Annotated in this window: 18 protein-coding genes; 12 read left to right on the forward strand and 6 right to left on the reverse strand. The window is 72.8% G+C overall.

Going from position 1 to position 20,362, the window contains the following annotated elements; genetic code table 11:
- The first annotated feature begins 11 nt into the window (after positions 1-11).
- The 8 genes from GA0070603_RS21165 to GA0070603_RS21200 all read left to right on the forward strand — a co-directional run bounded on the left by GA0070603_RS21165 (position 12) and on the right by GA0070603_RS21200 (position 10,038).
- The gene (locus GA0070603_RS21165; RefSeq protein ID WP_091316836.1) at positions 12-2,735 is read left to right on the forward strand and encodes a DNA polymerase III subunit gamma and tau; all 2,724 of its coding nucleotides are present in this window, start codon (positions 12-14) and stop codon (positions 2,733-2,735) included.
- Between the two features lie 107 nt (positions 2,736-2,842).
- Positions 2,843-3,151 (forward strand): YbaB/EbfC family nucleoid-associated protein, encoded by a 309-nt coding sequence (locus GA0070603_RS21170; protein WP_222866112.1) that lies wholly within the window; start codon positions 2,843-2,845, stop codon positions 3,149-3,151.
- Positions 3,152-3,159: 8 nt separating this feature from the next.
- The gene (gene recR / locus GA0070603_RS21175; RefSeq protein WP_091316841.1) at positions 3,160-3,753 is read left to right on the forward strand and encodes a recombination mediator RecR; all 594 of its coding nucleotides are present in this window, start codon (positions 3,160-3,162) and stop codon (positions 3,751-3,753) included.
- A gap of 333 nt (positions 3,754-4,086) precedes the next feature.
- A complete protein-coding gene (locus GA0070603_RS21180; RefSeq protein ID WP_091316844.1) occupies positions 4,087-5,757 on the forward strand; it encodes an ABC transporter substrate-binding protein in 1,671 nt (556 codons plus the stop codon).
- A 103-nt stretch (positions 5,758-5,860) separates the two neighbouring features.
- Positions 5,861-6,868, forward strand: coding sequence for an ABC transporter permease (locus GA0070603_RS21185; protein WP_091316847.1), 1,008 nt, complete (start codon positions 5,861-5,863; stop codon positions 6,866-6,868).
- Positions 6,865-7,905: an ABC transporter permease gene (locus GA0070603_RS21190; RefSeq protein ID WP_091316849.1), complete on the forward strand. Its 1,041-nt coding sequence runs from the start codon at positions 6,865-6,867 to the stop codon at positions 7,903-7,905. The genes GA0070603_RS21185 and GA0070603_RS21190 overlap by 4 nt, the downstream gene beginning before the upstream one ends.
- A 43-nt stretch (positions 7,906-7,948) precedes the next feature.
- Complete coding sequence (locus tag GA0070603_RS21195; RefSeq protein ID WP_091316851.1) at positions 7,949-8,935, forward strand: ABC transporter ATP-binding protein; 987 nt, start codon at positions 7,949-7,951, stop codon at positions 8,933-8,935.
- Positions 8,932-10,038 carry an ABC transporter ATP-binding protein gene (locus GA0070603_RS21200; protein ID WP_091316854.1) on the forward strand — a complete coding sequence of 369 codons (1,107 nt, stop codon included), beginning with the start codon at positions 8,932-8,934 and terminating at the stop codon, positions 10,036-10,038. Before GA0070603_RS21195 ends, GA0070603_RS21200 begins: the two co-directional genes overlap by 4 nt.
- 61 nt (positions 10,039-10,099) lie before the next feature.
- On the opposite strand, the gene GA0070603_RS21205 is transcribed toward GA0070603_RS21200, so the two are convergent.
- Together GA0070603_RS21205 and GA0070603_RS21210 are read right to left on the reverse strand one after the other, a co-directional pair.
- Positions 10,100-10,597, reverse strand: a complete 498-nt coding sequence (locus GA0070603_RS21205; RefSeq protein WP_091316856.1) for a hypothetical protein — start codon at positions 10,595-10,597, stop codon at positions 10,100-10,102.
- Positions 10,579-11,205 (reverse strand): HNH endonuclease family protein, encoded by a 627-nt coding sequence (locus GA0070603_RS21210; RefSeq protein WP_208863061.1) that lies wholly within the window; start codon positions 11,203-11,205, stop codon positions 10,579-10,581. Before GA0070603_RS21210 ends, GA0070603_RS21205 begins: the two co-directional genes overlap by 19 nt.
- Before the next feature lie 140 nt (positions 11,206-11,345).
- Between GA0070603_RS21210 and GA0070603_RS21215 the strand changes: the two genes are divergently transcribed.
- Both GA0070603_RS21215 and GA0070603_RS21220 read left to right on the forward strand, forming a co-directional pair.
- Positions 11,346-12,827, forward strand: coding sequence for an MFS transporter (locus GA0070603_RS21215; protein WP_091316861.1), 1,482 nt, complete (start codon positions 11,346-11,348; stop codon positions 12,825-12,827).
- Positions 12,828-12,852: 25 nt separating this feature from the next.
- Positions 12,853-13,065: a DUF1737 domain-containing protein gene (locus GA0070603_RS21220; RefSeq protein ID WP_091316864.1), complete on the forward strand. Its 213-nt coding sequence runs from the start codon at positions 12,853-12,855 to the stop codon at positions 13,063-13,065.
- A 44-nt stretch (positions 13,066-13,109) separates the two neighbouring features.
- Here the strand turns inward: GA0070603_RS21220 and leuA are convergent, their stop codons facing one another.
- Together leuA and GA0070603_RS21230 are read right to left on the reverse strand one after the other, a co-directional pair.
- A complete protein-coding gene (gene leuA, locus GA0070603_RS21225) occupies positions 13,110-14,861 on the reverse strand; it encodes a 2-isopropylmalate synthase (protein WP_091316867.1) in 1,752 nt (583 codons plus the stop codon).
- 237 nt (positions 14,862-15,098) lie between these two features.
- Positions 15,099-16,376, reverse strand: coding sequence for an MFS transporter (locus tag GA0070603_RS21230; protein WP_139131911.1), 1,278 nt, complete (start codon positions 16,374-16,376; stop codon positions 15,099-15,101).
- 78 nt (positions 16,377-16,454) lie between these two features.
- Between GA0070603_RS21230 and GA0070603_RS21235 the strand changes: the two genes are divergently transcribed.
- Positions 16,455-17,441, forward strand: coding sequence for an ArsR/SmtB family transcription factor (locus GA0070603_RS21235; protein WP_139131912.1), 987 nt, complete (start codon positions 16,455-16,457; stop codon positions 17,439-17,441).
- Between the two features lie 15 nt (positions 17,442-17,456).
- Here GA0070603_RS21235 and GA0070603_RS21240 read toward each other — a convergent pair whose 3' ends face one another.
- Positions 17,457-17,987, reverse strand: a complete 531-nt coding sequence (locus GA0070603_RS21240; protein ID WP_091316872.1) for a nitroreductase family protein — start codon at positions 17,985-17,987, stop codon at positions 17,457-17,459.
- An 86-nt stretch (positions 17,988-18,073) separates the two neighbouring features.
- Positions 18,074-18,856 carry a hypothetical protein gene (locus tag GA0070603_RS21245; protein WP_244282578.1) on the reverse strand — a complete coding sequence of 261 codons (783 nt, stop codon included), beginning with the start codon at positions 18,854-18,856 and terminating at the stop codon, positions 18,074-18,076.
- A 240-nt stretch (positions 18,857-19,096) separates the two neighbouring features.
- On the opposite strand from GA0070603_RS21245, the gene GA0070603_RS21250 reads away from it, so the two are divergent.
- A complete protein-coding gene (locus GA0070603_RS21250; RefSeq protein ID WP_091316874.1) occupies positions 19,097-20,362 on the forward strand; it encodes an aspartate kinase in 1,266 nt (421 codons plus the stop codon).

The following is a 20,362-nucleotide window of genomic DNA, read 5'->3' on the forward strand; positions in this document are numbered from 1 at the left end:
AGGCGGGACGGGTGGCACTGGCCCTTTACCGCAAGTACCGGCCCCGTACGTTCGCCGAGGTCATCGGCCAGGAGCACGTCACCGAGCCGCTGTCGCAGGCGCTGCGCAGCGGGCGGCTCAACCACGCCTACCTCTTCTCCGGCCCCCGGGGCTGCGGCAAGACCTCCAGCGCCCGGATCCTGGCCCGCTCGCTCAACTGCGAGCAGGGGCCCACGCCCGAACCGTGCGGGCAGTGTGAGTCGTGTCGCTCGTTGGCCACCGACGGCGCCGGGTCGATCGACGTCATCGAGATCGACGCGGCCAGCCACGGCGGTGTCGACGACGCCCGTGAGCTTCGCGAGAAGGCGTTCTTCGCGCCGGCCCGCAGCCGGTTCAAGATCTACGTCATCGACGAGGCGCACATGGTCTCGTCGGCCGGCTTCAACGCCCTGCTCAAGCTTGTCGAGGAGCCCCCGGAGTACGTCAAGTTCATCTTCGCCACCACCGAACCGGAGAAGGTCCTCGGCACGATCAAGTCGCGGACCCACCACTATCCGTTCCGGCTGATCCCGCCGAAGGTGCTCCGACCCTACCTGGAGCAGCTGACCGAGGCCGAGGGCGTGAAGGTCGAGCCGGCAGTGTTCCCGCTGGTGGTGCGCGCCGGTGGCGGCAGCGCCCGGGACAGCCTCTCCGTGCTCGACCAGCTCATCGCCGGCGCCGGCCCGGAGGGCGTCAGCTACGCCCGGGCCGCCGCGCTGCTGGGCGTCACCGACTCCGCCCTCATCGACGAGATGTGCGACGCGCTCGCCGCCGGGGACGGCGCGGCCGCGTACGCCACCGTCGACCGGGTCGCGGAGGCCGGGCACGACCCGCGCCGGTTCGCCTCCGACCTGCTGGAGCGGCTGCGCGACCTGATCGTCCTGCAGCAGGTGCCCGACGCCGCCGCCAAGGGCCTGATCGACGGCCCCGACGACCAGATCGAGCGGATGGCCGCCCAGGCCCAGCGGCTCGGCCCGGCCACCCTGTCCCGCTGCGCCGACATCGTGCACAACGGCCTCGTCGAGATGCGCGGCACCACCGCGCCCCGGCTGCTGCTGGAGCTGATCTGCGCCCGGATGCTGCTGCCCGGCGTTGACGACTCGACCGGCGGCCTGCTCCAGCGCCTGGAGCGGATGGAACGCCGGCTCACCCTGGGTGGCGCCGAGCCGCCGCCGGCCGCCGCCGGCCCCGCGCCGGTCGCTCCCGCCCCGGAGGTACGCCCGGCCAGTCCCGCCCCGACCGCGGCTGCCGCCGCGTCCGACGTCGAGACCGCCGGCACGCCGGCGGCTGCCGGTGCCCCGACCGGGGCGGCCGCCGCCCGCGCCGCCGCCGCGGCGGCCGGTACCCGCTCGGCGCCGGCCCGCCCCGCCGACCCGGCCACGAACGGTCCCGCCCAGCCCGGCCCGGGCACCCGCCCCGCCGACCGGGCCGGCTCGGCCCAGCCTGGCCCGACCGACCGGACGCCCGGTGCTGGGGCGGCCGTCGGTCCGGCGTCCGGTGCTCCCGCCCGGCGGCCGGTGCCCGCCTCGGCGGTGCTGCCCGATCCGGCGACCCCCGAGCCGCCGCGCCCCGGCGCGGCCCCGGCCGGCGCACTGGACGCCGTGGCGGTGCGCCGGGTCTGGCCGGAGGTGGTCGGCAAGGTCAACCGGAGCAACAAGCGGATCGCGGCGCTGATGCGCGACGCGGTGGTCCGCGACCTGGACGGCGACACGCTGGTGCTGACCGTGAAGTCGACGGTGCTGGCGAAGATGATGGCCGACCACGCCGCCGTGCTCACCGACGCGCTCTACGAGGAGCTGGGCGGCCGCTGGCAGATCCGGTGCGAGGTGGCCGGCGAGCGGGGCGCGGCCTCGCTCGGCGGCCCGTCCCGCCCCTCCGGTTCGTCCCGTCCGGCGCCCGAGGCCGACCCGACCCGCTCGGCGGCCGGTCCGGATGCCGCACCGGCCCGTCCGGCGGCGGATCCGGTCCGCCCGGCCGGGCCGTCCGACACCGCGGGAACCCAGGCCGGGGGCCGGGGCGGGAACGCCGGCCCGTCCGGTGGCGCCGCCCGCACGTCCGAGCCCTCCGGTGGCCCTGCCGCTCGCGGGGCGGCTGCCGGCGGGGACGACGACGAGGAGGACTGGCCGGAACCGGCCCGGCCGGGGGCCACCGGACTGCCGGCGGGCGACAGCGCCGCTCCGGCGGCTGCCGACAGCGAAGACTGGCCCCTACCCGCCCGTCCGGGCGGCGCGGCACCCGTCACCGTGGCTGCTGCCTCGGCCGCCACCTCGATGACCGCGCCCACGACGACCGCCACCGGGTCGGGCGGTTCCGCGCCCGCCGTACCCAGGCCGGCCGGACCACCGGCCACGGCGCCGGCGGGCGGTGGCACGGCGAAGAACAGCGCGATCGCGGCGGCCCGGGCGGCCGCGGCGGCGGCCGCCGCCGGTGGCGGGCCGAGCAAGGGCCCGCGGGCGGCGCAGGCGACCCGGAAGACCGCGGACGCCGACTGGGCCGGCGAGCCGCCCTACGACCCGGACTACGACGGGCCGGTCGGTAACCGGTCGGCGGGCGCGGCCCCGGCGGCGCCCGCCTACGAGGGCTTCGATCCGGGCGACGAGCCGCTGGACGACGTGATCGACGAGCGGACCGCGCGGCAGTCCAGCGAGGAGCAGGCAGTGCAGTTGCTGCGCGAGGCGTTCGGGGCCGAGAAGATCGACGAGGTGGACGCGCGCTAGAGCGCGTCGACCGCCGAGGAGCAGTGCCGCCGCCAGACTAGGCTGGGCGCGGCCGATCAGACGAGTGCGAGAAGGAGCCATCCGTGCGCCCAGGTGGACAGCCGAACATGCAGCAGATGCTGAAGCAGGCGCAGAAGATGCAGCAGCAGATCGCCAAGGCCCAGGCCGAGCTGGCCGAGACCGAGCTGACCGGCACCGCCGGTGGGGGTCTGGTCACCGCCACCGTCGCCGGCACCGGTGAGCTGAAGGCGATCAAGATCGACCCGAAGGCGGTCGACCCGGAGGACGTGGAGACGCTGGAGGACCTGGTCGTCGCCGCCGTGCACAACGCCGCCGAGGCCGCCCGGGAGCTGACCGAGAAGAAGATGGGCCCGGTCGCGGGCGGGATGGGCGGCCTCGGCCTGCCCGGGTTCTGAGCCGGCAGATGTACGAGGGTGCCATCCAGGACCTGATCGACGAGCTGGGCCGGCTGCCGGGCGTGGGCCCGAAGAGTGCCCAGCGGATCGCGTTCCACGTCCTCTCGGCGGATCCGGCCGACGTGAACCGGCTGGCCGGTGCGCTGCGCAAGGTCAAGGAGCTGGTGCGGTTCTGCACCACCTGCTACAACGTGGCCGAGTCGGAGCAGTGCCGGATCTGCCGCGACCCGCGGCGCACGGACGAGGTGCTCTGCGTGGTCGAGGAGCCGAAGGACGTCGTGGCGATCGAGCGGACCGGTGAGTTCCGCGGTCGCTACCACGTGCTCGGCGGCGCGATCAACCCGCTGGAGGGCATCGGCCCGGACAACCTGCGGATCCGGGAGCTGATGACCCGGCTGGGCGGCGGCGCGGTGCGCGAGCTGATCCTGGCCACCGATCCGAACACCGAGGGTGAGGCGACCGCGACCTATCTGGCGCTGATGGTGAAGCCGATGGGCATCGCGGTGACCCGGCTGGCCAGCGGGCTGCCGGTCGGCGGCGACCTGGAGTACGCCGACGAGATCACGCTGGGCCGCGCGTTCGAGGGCCGCCGGGCGATCTGACCCGCCCACGACCATGCCGGCCGGTCCCGTTCGGGGGGCCGGCCGGCGTCGTCCGTCCATCCGGAATGTGGGACGAGTGCGATTCGCCACCCGCTCGCCATTCGGCCGTCGACTGACCTGTTATGCCCCGATTCATCCGATCCCACTATCTGCTCGCGGCTGTGACAGTCCTGTTTGTCGGGAGATCCGCCGCTGTCAGACCCGGCCACTTGGTGTCGGCTTGGTAGCGATTGCCTAACGGGCGTTCCGCATTCTGTGTGTCGTGTCATAGCCTCCCGCACACGGACTGAGTCACAGCTCGGCGTGGACACATGCGCATGACAGAGGTGAGAGATGCAGGCGAGCAGGCTTAAAGCGGCCGTGGCCCTCGCGGCCGCCGCCGCTCTGGCGGTCGGGGCGTCCGGCTGCGCGAAGAGCGAGCGCGACGAGGACAGCGGTGGGGCCAAGACCGGCGGCACCTTCGTCTTCGCGGGCGCCGGTAACCCGAAGAACTTCGACCCGATCTTCAACGACGACGGGGAGTCCTTCCGGCCGATCCGGCAGATGTACGACACCCTCGTGCAGAACAAGCCGGGCACGGCCGATCTGCAGGGCGCCCTGGCGGAGAGCTGGGAGCACGACCCCGAGGGCAAGGTCTGGACCTTCCACCTGCGCAAGAACGTGAAGTTCCACGACGGCACCCCGTTCAACGCCGCCGCGGTCTGCTTCAACTTCGACCGCTGGTTCAACATGAAGGGCGCCGCCGCCCAGTCGCAGATGATCTACTACTCGGACGTCTTCGGCGGGTTCGCCAAGAACGAGGCCGAGGGCGTCGGCGAGCCGGTCTACAACAAGTGCGAGGCGAAGGACGACGGCACCGCCGTCGTCACGATGAACCGCTACAAGGGCGCCTTCCCCGGCGCCTTCGCGCTGACCGCGCTGTCGATCGCCAGCCCCGAGGCGCTGAAGAAGTACGACGCCGACACGGTGAAGCAGAACGGCGACTCGTTCGAGTACAGCGCGTTCGCCAACGAGCACCCGGTGGGCACCGGCCCGTTCACCTTCGGCGGCTGGGACAAGGCCAAGGGTGAGATCACCCTGAACCGGAACCCCGACTACTGGGGCGAGAAGGCCAAGGTCGACAAGCTCGTCATCAAGATCATCGAGGATGAGAACACCCGCAAGCAGGAGCTGCGGGCGGGCACCGTCCAGGGCATCGACTTCCCGGCTCCGGCCGACCGGAAGGCGCTCGCGGGCGAGGGCTTCCAGGTTCTCGACCGCCCGGCGTTCAACATCCTCTACCTCGGCTTCAACCAGAAGAACCCGAAGCTGAAGGACCTGCGGGTGCGCCAGGCGATCGCCTACGCCCTCAACCGCCAGGCGCTCGTCCAGACCAAGGGCCCGGGTGGCACCAAGGTCGCCGACGAGTTCATGCCGGACACCGTGCTCGGCTACGCCCAGGACGTGCAGAAGTACGACTACAACGTCGACAAGGCCAAGCAGCTGCTCAAGGAGGCGGGCGCCGAGAACCTGACGCTCAACTTCTACTACCCGACCGACGTCTCCCGGCCGTACATGCCGAACCCGCAGGAGATCTTCACCGTCCTGGCCAACGACCTGCAGGCCGTCGGCATCAAGGTCAACGGTGTGGCCCGCCCGTGGAACGGTGGCTACAAGGACGACGTGCAGCAGTTCGGCAAGCAGGACCTGCACATCCTCGGCTGGACTGGTGACTACAACGACCCGGGCAACTTCGTCGGCACCTTCTTCGGCCGCGCCAAGGTCGAGTTCGGCGACCAGGCGATGACCGAGATGTTCGACGCGATCACCAAGGCCGACGCCACTGTCGACGAGGCCGGCAAGAAGACCGCGTGGGAGCAGGTCAACCGCGACATCGCCGCCAAGTGGCTGCCGGCCGTGCCGATCTGGCACGCCCCGCCGGCCATCGTGGTCACCAAGGACGTCAAGGGTCTGGTCGCCAGCCCCCTGACCGACGAGCGGTTCAACACCGTCAGCGTCGGCTGAAGCGCTACTGACCGCTGACGCCGTACGTGGAATCGGCCCGGGCCGGGCTCTCTCTCCCGGCCCGGGCCGACCCGCTGTTTACCGAGAATCTGGTGTGTGAGAGATGTTGCGAGTCATAGTCCGCCGCCTGCTGCAGCTGGTGGTGACCCTGATAGGGCTGTCCTTGCTGGTCTTCGTCTGGCTGCGGAACCTCCCCGGCGGCCCGATCGAGGCGCTGCTCGGTGAGCGGGCCACGCCGGAGCGGCGTGCCCTGCTGGTCAAGGCCCTCGGCTACGACCAGCCGATCCTGGTGCAGTACGCCAAGTTCATGCAGCGGCTGCTGACCGGCGACTTCGGCAACTCGATCCGGAGCGGCGACCCGGTCACCGAGGTGATCGGCCGCGCCTTCCCGGCCACCATCGAGCTGGCCGCGGCCGCCATGATCATCGCCATCGGGTTCGGCGTGCCGCTCGGCTACCTCGCCGCCCGGCACCGCGGCCGGCTGCTCGACAACCTGAGCATCGCCGGCACCCTGCTCGGTATCTCGATCCCGATCTTCTTCCTGGGCTACCTGCTCAAGGACGTCTTCACCCAGAACATGCACTGGTTCCCGCCCTCGGGCCGGATCAGCACCGGGGTGGACAACACCGACGTGACCGGTTTCTTCGTCCTCGACGGGCTGCTCACCCGGGAGTTCGACGCCACCGGCGACGCGCTGTGGCACCTCATCCTGCCGGCGTTCACCCTGGCCACCATCCCGCTCGCGGTGATCGTGCGGATCACCCGCGCCAGCGTGCTCGACGTGCTCAACGAGGACTACGTCCGCACCGCCGAGGCGAAGGGCCTGCGCCACAAGACCATCCGGGGCCGGCACATCCTGCGGAACGCCCTGCTGCCGGTGGTCACCACCATCGGCCTCCAGACCGGCGCGCTGCTCTCCGGCGCGGTGCTCACCGAGCGGGTCTACAACTGGGGCGGCCTCGGCACGCTGATCTACAACTCGATCAGCGGCGGCCGCGACTATCCGGTGCTCCAGGCGCTGATCCTCCTGGCCGCGCTGGTCTTCGTGGTGGTCAACCTCCTGGTCGACCTCTCCTACGCCTTCATCGATCCGAGGGTGCGTGTGCGATGAGTGACCCGATCACCCGGCCCGTCGTGGGCACACCGCGCGAGAGCGTGGACCCCGCCGCCGTCGAGGAGAAGCGCGAGGGCACCCTCCCGCGCGGCATCGACCGGCTCGGCGAGCGCAAGCGCGCCCGGCTGGAGCAGCTCGCCCAGGCCACCGCCGACAAGGGCGGCGTGAGCCTGGTCCGGGACGCGTTCCGCCGGCTGCGCCGCAACCCGACGGCGATCGTCGGCGCGTCCATCGTGGCGCTGTTCATCCTGATCGCGATCTTCGCGCCGCTGCTCGCGCCGCACGACCCCGCGCAGCGCTTCGACGAGCTGACGAAGAACCTGACCGTGGACAGCATCCCCGGCGCCAGCAGCGAGTTCCCGCTCGGCTCCGACCCGCTCGGCCGGGACTTCCTGTCCCGCATGATCCACGGCAGCCGGCAGACGCTCTTCGTCGGCGTGCTCGCCACGCTGATCGGGTTGGCCCTGGGCGTGCTGATCGGCGCGATCGCCGGCGCCTTCGGCGGCTGGGTCGACAACATCCTGATGCGCTTCACCGACGTGATGCTGGCCCTGCCGGCCCTGCTGCTCGCCATCAGCCTGGTGGCCATGGCGAGCCGGTCCAGCCAGTGGACTGTCATCCTGGCGGTGGCCATCGTCAACGTGCCGATCTTCGCCCGGCTGCTGCGCGGTTCGATGCTCGCCCAACGGGAGAGCGACCACGTGCTGGCCGCCCGGGCGCTCGGTGTCAAGCAGGGCTCGATCGTGCTCCGGCACATGCTGCCCAACGCCATGACCGCCGTGATCGTGCAGGCCACGCTGACCCTCTCCACCGCGATCCTGGAGGCGGCGTCGCTGTCCTTCCTCGGTCTCGGCGACCCCGACATCAACCGCGCCGAGTGGGGCCTGATGCTCGGTGTGGACGGTCAGCGCTACTTCGAGGTCCGGCCGGAGCTGGCCTACTACCCGGCGGTCGCGATCATCGTGGTCGCGCTGGGCTTCACCCTGCTGGGTGAGGGCATGCGCGAGGCGATCGACCCGAAGAGCCGGCGGTGACGGCGATGCGGACCAAGGACCTGCACGGTGAGGAAGTGACCCGATGAGCCTGCTCGACGTACGCGATCTGAGCGTGGTGTTCCAGCGTCGCGGTGAGCGGCCGTTCACCGCGGTCGACAACGTCAGCTTCAGCGTGGAGCCGGGGCAGACCGTGGGCCTGGTCGGCGAGTCCGGCTGCGGCAAGAGCGTGACCAGCCTGGCGATCATGGGCCTGCTGCCCCGGCGGGGCAACAAGGTCACCGGTGAGGTCAACTTCGACGGCGCCGACCTGCTGAAGCTGCGCCCGGACGACATGCGGGACCGGCGCGGCCGGGACATCGGCATGATCTTCCAGGACCCGCTGTCCTCGCTGAACCCGGTCGTGCCGATCGGCACGCAGGTGGCCGAGGTGCTGGAGCGGCACCGCGGGATGGACCGCAAGGCGGCCATGAAGGAGGCCCGGGAGCTGCTCGACGCCGTTGGCATCCCGGACCCCACGCGGCGGCTCAAGGAGTATCCGCACCAGATCTCCGGCGGCATGCGGCAGCGCGCGCTGATCGCCATCGCGCTGGCCTGCAAGCCGCGGCTGCTGATCGCGGACGAGCCGACCACCGCCCTGGACGTGACCATCCAGGCGCAGATCCTCACCCTGCTCAAGCAGCTCGTCGACGAGACCGGCACCGCGCTCATCATGATCACGCACGACCTGGGCGTGGTGGCCGGCCTCTGCGACACGGTAAACGTGCTCTACGGCGGCAAGGTGGTCGAGCGGGCCGCCCGGCACGATCTCTTCGCCCGGCCGCGGCACCCGTACACGCACGGGCTGCTCAGCTCGGTGCCGCGGCTGGACTCGCCCCGGGGCGAGCGGCTGCACGCCATCCGTGGCTCGGTGGCCGACAACATCCCGTGGGTCGAGGGGTGCGCGTTCGCCCCCCGCTGCGACAACGTGGTGGACGCCTGCCTGGAGGGCACGCCCCCGCTCGAACCCACCGCGACCGGCGGCGACCTGCGCTGCAACAACCCTGTCTCCGAGGAGGTGGCGGTGCCGTGACCGAGTCGACCGAGCGGACCGGACCACTTGTCGAACTGCGCGACGTCAAGGTCCATTTCCCGATCAAGAGCGGTGTGCTCTTCGACCGCACCGTCGGCTACGTCTACGCCGTCGACGGCGTCTCGCTCTCCATCAACAAGGGCGAGACGTACGGGCTGGTGGGCGAGTCGGGGTGCGGCAAGTCCACCCTGGGCCGGGGCCTGCTGCGGCTGGTCGAGCCGACCGACGGTGAGATCGTCTTCGACGGCACCGACATCCGCGCGCTCAAGGGCGAGTCGATGCGCCGGATGCGCCGCCGCATCCAGATGATCTTCCAGGACCCGCTGTCCAGCCTCGACCCCCGCCAGTCGGTGGAGTCGCTGCTGGTCGAGGGGCTCAACGCGCACGGCCTGGCCAAGGACAAGGCGGCCACCGCCAAGCGGCTCCGGGAGGCGCTCGCCGCGGTCGGTCTGCCCGCGTCGGCGCTGAGCAAGTACCCGCACGAGTTCTCCGGCGGGCAGCGGCAGCGCATCGGCATCGCCCGGGCGCTGGTGCTCGACCCGGACCTGATCGTCGCCGACGAGCCGGTCTCCGCGCTCGACGTCTCGATCCAGGCCCAGGTGATCAACCTGCTGGAGGAACTCCAGAACGAGCACGGCCTGACGTACCTGATCATCGCCCACGACCTGGCGGTGGTCCGGCACATCGCCGACACGGTCGGGGTGATGTACCTCGGCGGACTGGTCGAGGAGGCGTCCAGCGACGACCTCTACCGGGAGCCGATGCACCCGTACACGAAGGCGCTCATGTCGGCCGTGCCGGTGCCGGACCCGCAGGTGGAGGACCGCCGGGAGCGGATCCTGCTCGCCGGCGACCTGCCCTCGCCGACGAACCCGCCGGCCGGCTGCCGGTTCCACACCCGCTGCCCGTGGGCCCAGCCGACCCGCTGCGCCGACGAGCGGCCGGCGCTGCGCGAGGTGCTCGGCGGGCACCGGGTGGCCTGCCACTACGCGGAGGACATCGCCGCCGGCCGGATCCGGCCGCACGAGGTGGAGCCGGAACTGGTCCGGCCGGACGACGGCGCGGCGCCGGGCGACACGGGCGAGCTGATCCCGACCCCGTGACGTGACGACGCGAGGCCCCTTCCCCAGCTCGGGGAAGGGGCCTCGTCGCATCCGGAGCGGGTCAGCCCTCGGGGCGGTTGAGCAGGGCCACCGCGACGGTGTGGACGGCGTCGAGCGCCGCCGGGTCGGCCAGCGGCACCCGGCCGCCGGTCACCGCGTACCACTCGTCGGCGTCCTTGTACTGCACCCGCAGGGTGACCTGGCCGTCGGCGTACTCGGTGCGCAGCGTCAGGTCGCCGGTCACCACGCCTTCCTCGTCGGTCATCACCCCGCCCGGGCCGGCGGTGATGTCGCTGGTCCGCTCCTGCGGCCCGGGTGCCGCCGGGGCGCCGGCGGGTGCGGGCGGGGTGGCGTCGGCGGACATCCCGGCCCCGGAGACGTCGGCGGGGGCGGCCGGCGTTCCGTCGGCAGTCATCCCGGCCGAGGTCGGGCCGGGCGCGGTCGTGCCGCCGGCCGCCGCGGCACCGCCGGCCGCCGCCGCGGCGTCCTCGCCGGTGGCGTCCGGCGTCCTCTCAGGTGCCGGTGTGCCACCGGCCCCGGTCACCGCTTGGTCGCCCATGTGCAGTCCTCCAACATGTCGGTGAGAGCGGCCTTCTCGGCACTGGTCACCGTGAGACGCCAGTAGTGCTTGACCGTCACCCAGTCCGCCGCGTACCGGCACCACACGGCCTTGTTCGGCGGCTTCCACTGGGACGGGTCCTGGTCACCCTTTGCCCGGTTCGAGCGCAGGGAAACCGCCACCAGCTGCGGCCGGGTCAGGTCGTTGGCGAAGTCGCCGCGCTTCGCGTCGTCCCACTCGTCGGCGCCGGAGCGCCAGGCGTTGGCCAGCGGCACGACGTGGTCGATGTCCACGTCGGCCGGATCGGTGAGGTCCAGCCCGTCGTACGGGCTCTCCCAGCGGCCGCCGACCACGTTGCAGCCGGAGAGCTTGATGCTCTCGCCGTCCCGTTGCAGCACGCTGTCCCGCACGTCGCAGTTCTTGCCGGTGTCCCGCCAGTGCGGGAAGCGGGTCCGGCTGTAGCCCTTCATCGACCCGGCGGCGGCGACCGTCAGCTCACCGAGCTGCTGGTCGACGTTGCCGGTGCTGCTGGGCGGTGTGTCCGGCTCGTCGACCGGAACGCAACCGGCCACGCCGAGGGCGAGCACCGCGGTGAGCGCGGCGGCCATCCCGGCACGGGCTCCTGATCTGGTACGCACAGACGACACCTCTCCAGCTTGCGTGCTCCGGGCGATCCCGCACAGTACCGGGGCGACGGTTTCTGTGATTCGTGGCGTCGGCAGTGGAGCGCCCGGCAGAGTGGTTACCCATGACCGCACCCGCCCCCGCGCTGCGCATCGGCTCCGCCGCCGGCCGCGGCACGCTGCTCGCCGCGATCCTCGCCTCGGGCATGGTCTTCCTGGACAGCACCGTGGTCAACGTGGCCCTGCCCCGGCTCGGCGCCGAGCTGGGCGCCACCGTCGCGGGTCTCCAGTGGACCGTCAACGGCTACCTGCTGATGCTGGCCGCCTTCGTGCTGCTGGGTGGCGCGCTCGGCGACCGGTTCGGGCGGCGGCGGGTCTTCCTGGTCGGGGTCGTGTGGTTCGCCGTGGCCTCGGTGCTCTGCGGGCTGGCCCAGGGGACCGGCTGGCTGGTCGCGGCCCGGTTCCTCCAGGGCGCCGGCGGTGCGCTGCTCACCCCCGGCTCGCTCTCCGTGCTCCAGGCCAGCTTCGACCCGGACGACCGGGCCCGGGCGATCGGCACCTGGTCCGGGCTCTCCGGGGTGTCCACTGCGCTCGGCCCGCTCCTCGGCGGCTGGCTGATCGACGCGCTCTCCTGGCGGTGGATCTTCTTCGTGAACCTGCCGCTGGCCGTGGGGGTGGTGCTCGCCGCGCTGCGCTGGGTGCCGGAGAGCCGGGACGAGGCGGCCTCGCGTACCGGGGCCGGCCGGCGGTTCGACGTGGCCGGGGCGCTGCTCGGCGCGCTCGGGCTCGGTGGCGTCACGTACGCCCTCATCGACGCCCCGGCGCGCGGCGCCGGCTCCCCGACGGTCCTGGTGGCGGCGGTGCTCGGCGTGCTCGGCGCGGTGGTCTTCGTGCTGGTCGAGCGGCGCCGCGGCGACGCCGCCATGCTGCCCACCGGGCTGTTCGGCAGCCGCCTCTTCTCGGTGCTCAACGTCTTCACCGTGGTGGTGTACGCGGCCCTCGGCGGGTTCACCTTCTTCCTCGCCGTCTACCTCCAGAACGTGGTCGGGTGGTCGGCGCTGCTCACCGGCCTGGCCACCGTGCCCATGACGCTGCTGCTGCTTGTCGGTTCCGCCCGTGCCGGGGCGCTCGCCGCCCGGATCGGCCCCCGGCTGCCGCTCACCGTCGGCCCGGTGGTCGCCGCGGCCGGCCTGCTGCTGCTGCGCCGGGTCGGCCCCGGGGCGTCGTACTGGACGGACGTGCTGCCCGGGGTGGTCCTGTTCGGCGCGGGGCTCACCCTGGTGGTCGCCCCGCTGACCGCGTCCGTGCTGGCCGCCGTCGCGGACCGGTTCGCCGGGGTGGCGAGCGGCTTCAACAACGCCGCCTCCCGGGCCGGCGGCCTGCTCGCGGTGGCGGCGCTGCCGCTGCTGGTCGGCCTCTCCGGCAGCGGGTACGAGCAGAAGACCGCGCTGGCCGACGCGTTCCGCGGGGCGATGCTCTGGTGCGCCGGCCTGCTGCTGGCCGGGGCGGTGCTGGCCGGGCTGCTGATCCACCGCCCGACGCGGACCGCACCCGGCGGCCAGCCCTGCCCCTCCCTGCCCGCCTCCACGCCACCGGACCGGCGGTGACCGCTGGCGCTGTTAGCGTCGGACCATGGGTGATCAGGAGAGTGGGACGCCGGCCCGGCTGCGGTACCGGCTGCTGACCGGGCCGGACGACGCCGACTTCTGCCGGCGGGTCAGCGACCTGCTGGCCGACGGCTACCGGCTGCACGGATCGCCGGCGGCGACCTTCGACGGGCAGCGGGTGATCGTGGCGCAGGCCGTCGTGCTCGACGACGGCAACCCGGTCGTCGTGCCGGTCTGACCGGGTGGTCGGGCCCCGGCGTGCAGGGCCCGACCACCCGTCGCTCAGCTCCGGGCGCGGTTGACCGCGCTGGTGACCGCCTTGATCGAGGCGGTCACGATGTTGGCGTCCACCCCGACGCCCCAGACGGTCCGGCCGTCGACCTCGCACTCCACGTACGCGGCGGCCTGCGCGTCCCCGCCGGAGGACAGCGCGTGCTCGTGGTAGTCGAGCACCCGTACGGCCACCCCCACCGACTGGAGCGCGTTGACGTACGCGTCGATCGGGCCGTTGCCGACCGCGGTGAGCGGGCGGACCTCGCCGTCGTAGCCGACCCGGGCCTCGATCTCGACCTTGCCCTCGGCGGTGCCGATGGCGTAGCCGGCCAGCGTGACGGCCGGGTCGACCTGGTGGTCGGCCAGGTAGTTGCGGGCGAAGATCTCCCACATGGTGCCCGGCTCGACCTCGCCGCCGTCGTGGTCGGTGACCTGCTGCACCACGCCGGAGAACTCGATCTGGAGGCGGCGCGGCAGGTCGAGCTGGTGCTCGGACTTCATGATGTACGCGACGCCGCCCTTGCCGGACTGCGAGTTGACCCGGATGACCGCCTCGTAGGTGCGGCCCAGGTCCTTCGGGTCGATCGGCAGGTAGGGCACCGCCCAGGTGAACTCGTCGACGGGCACCCCGGCCGCCGCCGCGTCGGCGTGCAGCGCGTCGAAGCCCTTCTTGATCGCGTCCTGGTGCGAGCCGGAGAAGGCCGTGTAGACCAGGTCGCCCGCGTACGGGTGGCGCTCGTGCACCGGCAGCTGGTTGCAGTATTCGACGGCCCGCTTGATCTCGTCGATGTTCGAGAAGTCGATCATCGGGTCGATGCCCTGGGAGAACAGGTTCAGCCCCAGGGTCACCAGGTCGACGTTGCCGGTGCGCTCGCCGTTGCCGAACAGGCAGCCCTCGATCCGGTCGGCGCCGGCCAGCAGGCCCAGCTCGGCGGCGGCCACCCCGGTGCCCCGGTCGTTGTGCGGGTGCAGGCTCAGCACCAGGCTGTCCCGGCGGGGCAGGTGCCGGTGCATCCACTCGATCGAGTCGGCGTAGACGTTCGGCATGGCCATCTCGACGGTGGCCGGCAGGTTGACGATCAGCTTCCGGTCCGGGGTGGGGTCGACCACCTCGATGACCTTGGCGCAGACCTCCAGCGCGTACTCCAGTTCGGTGCCCGTGTAGGACTCCGGCGAGTACTCGTAGTGGATGTCGGTGTCCGGGGTGTGGATCTCCGCGTACTTCTGGCAGAGCCGGGCGCCCGTGGTGGCGATGTCGGTGATGCCGTCCCGGTCCAGGCCGAAGACCACCCGGCGCTGGAGCGTGGAGGTCGAGTTGTAGAAGTGCACGATGGCCCGGCGGGCGCCGCGCAGCGACTCGAAGGTCCGGTCGATCAGGTGCTCCCGGCACTGGGTCAGCACCTGGATGGTGACGTCCTCGGGGATGAGGTCCTGCTCGATCAGCTGGCGGACGAAGTCGTAGTCGGTCTGGCTGGCCGAGGGGAAGCCGACCTCGATCTCCTTGTAGCCCATCTGCACCAGCAGCTGGAACATCCGGCGCTTGCGCTCCGGGGACATGGGGTCGATCAGGGCCTGGTTGCCGTCGCGGAGGTCGACGGCGCACCAGCGGGGCGCGGTCTCGACGCGGCGGGTGGGCCAGGCGCGGTCCGGCAGGTCGAACCGGAACTGCTGGTGGTAGGGCAGGTAACGCTGGTACGGCATCCGGCTGGGGCGCTGCCGGGCGATCGGATCGGTCTCAGCGTCGGTGACAGGTTGAGCCATCTCGGAGTGCTCCCTGGGAACATGTGGCGTCAGCAGATCGGAAGGTGTCGGCGGTTGCCGGGCGACGGTGCGCGGCGGTGCCGAGAGGAAGTTCGGATGTGCTGGACGGCGCGGTTCAACTCCGCGACGAGGTGCCGGCCGGTCAGGCCTCGTCGCGGCAGCCAAGGAGAAGGTACGCCCGCCACATGACAGGGTCACCCTACGTGGTGGGACCGGTGGTGGGAAGGCGGGTCCGGACTATGGGACCGGAGTCACGCGCTCGGGTGTCGGCGGAACGGCGTCGCCCAGCCGGGGCGTCCGCTCGGCCCGGGCCACCGCGGGCACGAGCGCCAGGCCGACCAGCGTGAAGATCGCCGCTGCCGGGTACCAGCCCCAGCCGCCCGTGGTCACCCCGAGCGCGGTCAGCCCGGCCGGGGCGATCAGGAACTGCACCTGCGTGCCGAGGCCGAGCGCTCCCACGTACGCGCCGCGCTGGGCGGCGGGCGGCAGGGTGGCGCTGAGCCCCCAGGTGCCCGCCGACTCGACCAGCTCCGCCACGATGAGCAGCGTCGCGGCGGCCACCAGCACCACCACGGTGAGCGTCCCCCGGGTCGCCCCGGAGACCGGCACGACGACGCAGAAGAGGGCGATCAGCAGGGCGCCGCGGCGGGACGCCCGGGCGGCTCCCGGCGCGGTGTCGGCGCCCCGGCTGGCGCGGACCTGGAGCAGCACGATCAGGATGGTGTTGAACAGCACCAGCCCGGCGATGAGGATCTTCGGGGCGTCGGTGTGCGTGATGATCCACAGCGGCAGCACCGTCAGGTAGAGCGTCTGGTGCGCGGTCAGCAGCCCGGAGAGCAGGGAGACCGTCATGAACGGGCGGTCCCGCAGCACGGCGAACCGACTCATCGGTTCCACCGGCCGGGTCACCTCGGGCAGCCGCGGCAGCCGCCGGACGAAGACCGCGGTCACCAGGAACACCGCCGCGATGAACCAGACCATTCCCCGGTACGCCGCCATCGTGTCCACCGCCAGCACCAGACCGCTGATCACCGAACCGAACCCGAACCCGACGTTCAGCAGGGAACGCTGGTAGGCCATCGCGGTGACGCGCTCGGCCGCGGGGAGCGCGTTGATCGAGTACACCTGCCGGGCGGTGCCGGTGGCCGTGCCGACCAGGGCCAGCGCCACCACCACGGCGAGGAAGCCGACGAAGCCGCCCACGAACGGGTAGGTGGCGAATAGCGCCGCGTCCAGCAGCAGCCCGGCCACCCAGACCCGCTGCGGCCCGTACCGGTCGGTGAGCCCGCCCAGGGGGACCGTGCCGAGCAGCGACACCCCCGCCGCCACGGACAGGCCCAGCCCCACCTGGGCGGCGCTGAGCCCGAGCGCCCGGGTGAAGAAGACCGCGCTGCCGGCCTGGAACAGGCCGTTGCCGACGGCGAAGACCATGGCCTGCACGGCCAGGGCGCGGGTCAACCCGGCGGGCGGTACGACGTGACGGACGGCGGTGCGGATGGTGTCTCTGGCCCCCATGGCCGGTGAGTGAACCGTGCCCCCACGGCACCGGTCGAGCCTTTTAGGCTGAGGCGAATCCTGCGTCCGGGGGTGCGCGTGTCCGAGTTGCGGTTCAGCCTTGCCGACGTCGCGGGAGTGCGGTTCGCCGTCTCGCCGGCCAACGAGACGGTCATGAGCATGTGGGCGCTGGGCGATCCGGTCCGCTACGCCGTGCACCTGCCCTGGATCGACCGGGCCCGGCTGACGCTGCGCCGTCCGGAGGTGGCCGACCGGGTCCGCCCGCTGGTGGAGCTGACCCGGCCGCGCCGCTGGCTGCCGGACTTCCTCACGCCGGCGGCCCGGCCGGGCATGGAGATGACCGACCAGCTCGACCAGATCGCGGCGACGCCGCCGGACGTGGTGGTCCAGGACCTGCTGGCGACCATCCCACGCGGGCCGCTGAGCCCGTTCGGGCAGGCACTGCTCGCCGATCCCCGCGGGCTGCTGCCCCCGCTCGTCGACGCGCTGCGGGTCTGGTACGACGAGGCGATCGCCCCGGACTGGACGCGGATGCGGGCGCTGCTCGACGCCGACGTGGCCCATCGTGCCGCCCAGCTCGCCGAGGGCGGTGCCGGCCGGTTGTTCGCGCAACTCCACCCGAGCCTGCGGTGGCTGGGCGACCGGGTGGTCAGCGACGACCCGTTCGAGCGGGACTTCGACCTCCGTGGGCGCGGGCTGGCGCTGAACCCGAGCGTGTTCGCGGACCGGCGGGTGCTGTGGAACCTGCTGGAGGACTCGCTGCCCGCCGGCGCGTACCCGGTCCGGGCGGTCGGGACGCTCTGGGAGCGGGTCCCGGCCACCCCCGGGGACCCGCTGGCCCGGGTGGTCGGCGTCGGCCGGGCCGCCCTGCTGCACCTGCTCGCGGCACCGGCCACCACCACCGACCTGGCCCGGCGCACCGGCATGTCGGGCGGGAACGTGTCGCAGCACCTGGCCGCGCTGCACGCCGCCGGCCTGGTCTCCCGGTCCCGGCGGGGCCGGCACGTCCTCTACCGCAACACCGAGGCGGCGACGGTGCTGGTCCGGGCCAGCGGCGGCGGGTGACGCCGGCCGGAGCGGTCAGGCCAGCAGCAGGTCGGCGAGCGGGCGGCGGCGGCGCAGGTCGGTCTCCCGGTCCCGCAGGTCCTCGGGGAGCGCGAACGGGTCGCCGAGCCGGCCGATCGCGACCACCACGGCGGGCCGGACGCCGACCGGCAGGTCCAGTTCGGTGGCGAGGCGGGCCCGGTCGAATCGGGTGAGCTGGTGCGCGTGCAGGCCGAGCGCGGTGGCCTGCACGGTCAGGTGGGCGACGGCCTGACCCAGGTCGTACGCGGCCCGCTCGGGGTCGCCGCCGGTGTGCGCGCCGAGCAGCAGCGCCGCGGCGTGCCGGGCCCAGCGCTGGTCACCGTCGGGGAGGCTGACCAGCAGCCGCTTCCAGGTGTCGTCCTCCCGGTGCCCGAACGCGAACCGCCACGGCTGGGTGTTGCCGGCCGAGGGCGCCCAGCGGGCGGCCTCCAGCAGCGAGGCGGCCTCGTCGCCGGTGAGCCCGGCGGTCGGGTCGAAGGCGCGCGGGCTCCAGCGGAAGGCGAGCAGCGGGGTGAGGTCGAGCATGCGGAGAAGCATCCCTCATGGGTGTTTTGCACCCTCAACCGCCCCCGGTCAGATGTGGCCAAGAGCACCCGTAACGGACATCCGGGTCACGGCGTTCCCGCGCTCGGGCTGTCGGTCGGCGACGGCGCCTCCCGGCTCACCGGCTCACCCTCGGTGACCGGCCCGGCCAGCTGCACGGTGGCCGGCGCCGCGCCCGGCTCGCCGGCCAGCTTCAGCGTGCCGAAGGCGGCCCGGACCGCCGCCGGGGTGCCGTCCGGCCGGTAGCAGTAGATGCCCACGTCCAGCGGGGCGTTCAGCGAGGCCGAGGTCGACTCGACCGAGTAGCACCCGGCGCTCACCCCGGGCAGCGGGGCGGCCGGCGAGACCGCGAGCGGGGCCCGCCGGTCGGTGAGCACCTCCAGCCAGTCGGTGAACGGGTGCTGCACCCGCGGGTCCAGCTTCCGGGGCACCGCGTCGTCGGCGTCGCCGAGGCGTACGCAGCCCGCCTGCTGCGCCCAGCCGGCCGAGGGCAGGGCGCACTGGAAGAGCCCGTCCGCGTTCGCGGCGACCGAGACGTCGACGGTCCCGCCCTGCCCCCAACCGGGCACGTCGACCCGCCAGGTGCCGTCGTTCGCGCTGGTCACCGCCACCGTCCGGGCCGCGCCGTCGGCCGGCTCGAAGGTGTACGTGGCGGTGAGGTGCCGGTCCTGCGCGGCCGCCGCCAGCGCGGCCAGCTCGTCGCGGGCCGCGTCCACCTCGGCGGGGACCGGATCGGCGGTGCTGGTCGGGGCCGGGCTCGGCGGGTCGGCGGTGCAGGCGGCCAGGAGCGCCGGCAGGGTGAGCGCCAGGGCGCCGGTCAGCCGCCGGGCCGCGCGTCGGTGTGCGTGCACCGGGTCATTCTGCGGTGCCGCCCCCGGTGCGGGGAGCCAGCCGTACGGGTGTACCGCTCGGCGTGTCGCGCGGCCGGGCCGCGCCGGTGAGCCGCCCCACGCCGGGCCGGATGGTGGGATCACCCGACCCGGCGCCGTGCGCCGCCCGATACCCTGGGGAGGTCTGACACGCGCCGCCGGACCGAAGAAACCGGCGGCGCCGGCACGCTCAGGGTCGTCGCTGGGAGGGAGTGCACCGTCGTGGCACTCGTGGTGCAGAAGTACGGCGGGTCCTCCGTCGCCAACGCCGAGCGGATCAAGCGGGTGGCCGAGCGCATCGTGGCCGCCCGCAAGGCCGGCGACGACGTGGTCGTGGTGGTCTCCGCCATGGGGGACACCACCGACGAGCTGCTCGACCTGGCCAACCAGGTCAGCCCGCTGCCGCCCGGCCGCGAGCTGGACATGCTGCTCACCGCCGGGGAGCGGATCTCCATGGCGCTGCTCGCCATGGCCATCCACAACCTGGGCTACGAGGCCCGCTCGTTCACCGGCTCGCAGGCCGGCGTGCTCACCACCTCGGTGCACGGCCGGGCCCGGATCATCGACGTCACCCCGGGGCGCCTCAAGGGCGCGCTCGACGAGGGCGCGGTGGTCATCGTGGCCGGCTTCCAGGGCGTCTCGCAGGACACCAAGGACGTCACCACGCTGGGCCGGGGCGGGTCGGACACCACGGCGGTGGCCCTCGCGGCCGCGCTCGACGCGGACGTCTGCGAGATCTACACCGACGTGGACGGCGTCTTCACCGCCGACCCGCGGATCGTGCCGAACGCCCGGCACATCAAGCACATCACCTACGAGGAGATGCTGGAACTGGCCGCCTGCGGCGCCAAGGTGCTGCACCTGCGCAGCGTCGAGTACGCCCGGCGCGCGGGGTTGCCGATCCACGTCCGTTCGTCATACTCGACCAACACCGGCACGATGGTCACCGGATCGATGGAGGACCTTCCTGTGGAACAGGCACTGATCACCGGGGTCGCCCACGACCGCAGCGAGGCGAAGATCACCATCGTCGGGGTGCCCGACGAGCCGGGCGCCGCCGCGCGGATCTTCGACACGGTGGCCGGCGCCGAGATCAACATCGACATGATCGTGCAGAACGTGTCCACCGAGGGCACCGGCCGCACCGACATCTCGTTCACGCTGCCCAAGACCGACGGCCCGACCGCCATGGCCGCGCTCAGCAAGATCCAGGAGCCGGTCAAGTTCAAGGGCCTGCTCTACGACGACCACATCGGCAAGGTCTCCCTCATCGGCGCCGGCATGCGCTCGCACCCGGGCGTCGCGGCCGGTTTCTTCGCCGCCCTCGGCGCGGCCGGCGTGAACATCGAGATGATCTCCACCTCGGAGATCCGGGTCTCGGTGGTCTGCCGGGACACCGACCTCGACAAGGCGGTCCGGGCCATCCACGACGCCTTCGACCTGGGCGGTGACACCGAAGCCGTCGTCTACGCCGGCACGGGGCGGTAG

The sequence above is a fragment of the Micromonospora chersina genome (genome assembly GCF_900091475.1).
Lineage (GTDB): Bacteria > Actinomycetota > Actinomycetes > Mycobacteriales > Micromonosporaceae > Micromonospora > Micromonospora chersina.

Bases quoted from the DNA above. Each gene is read 5' to 3' on its own strand.
- GA0070603_RS21195 (WP_091316851.1), top strand. From the start codon at position 7,949: ATGAGCCTGCTCGACGTACGCGATCTGAGCGTGGTGTTCCAGCGTCGC.
- GA0070603_RS21205 (WP_091316856.1), bottom strand. From the start codon at position 10,597: ATGGGCGACCAAGCGGTGACCGGGGCCGGTGGCACACCGGCACCTGAG.
- GA0070603_RS21215 (WP_091316861.1), top strand. From the start codon at position 11,346: ATGACCGCACCCGCCCCCGCGCTGCGCATCGGCTCCGCCGCCGGCCGC.
- GA0070603_RS21220 (WP_091316864.1), top strand. From the start codon at position 12,853: ATGGGTGATCAGGAGAGTGGGACGCCGGCCCGGCTGCGGTACCGGCTG.
- leuA (WP_091316867.1), bottom strand. From the start codon at position 14,861: ATGGCTCAACCTGTCACCGACGCTGAGACCGATCCGATCGCCCGGCAG.
- GA0070603_RS21185 (WP_091316847.1), top strand. From the start codon at position 5,861: ATGTTGCGAGTCATAGTCCGCCGCCTGCTGCAGCTGGTGGTGACCCTG.
- GA0070603_RS21170 (WP_222866112.1), top strand. From the start codon at position 2,843: ATGCAGCAGATGCTGAAGCAGGCGCAGAAGATGCAGCAGCAGATCGCC.
- GA0070603_RS21180 (WP_091316844.1), top strand. From the start codon at position 4,087: ATGCAGGCGAGCAGGCTTAAAGCGGCCGTGGCCCTCGCGGCCGCCGCC.
- recR (WP_091316841.1), top strand. From the start codon at position 3,160: ATGTACGAGGGTGCCATCCAGGACCTGATCGACGAGCTGGGCCGGCTG.
- GA0070603_RS21240 (WP_091316872.1), bottom strand. From the start codon at position 17,987: ATGCTCGACCTCACCCCGCTGCTCGCCTTCCGCTGGAGCCCGCGCGCC.
- GA0070603_RS21210 (WP_208863061.1), bottom strand. From the start codon at position 11,205: ATGGCCGCCGCGCTCACCGCGGTGCTCGCCCTCGGCGTGGCCGGTTGC.
- GA0070603_RS21230 (WP_139131911.1), bottom strand. From the start codon at position 16,376: ATGGGGGCCAGAGACACCATCCGCACCGCCGTCCGTCACGTCGTACCG.
- GA0070603_RS21190 (WP_091316849.1), top strand. From the start codon at position 6,865: ATGAGTGACCCGATCACCCGGCCCGTCGTGGGCACACCGCGCGAGAGC.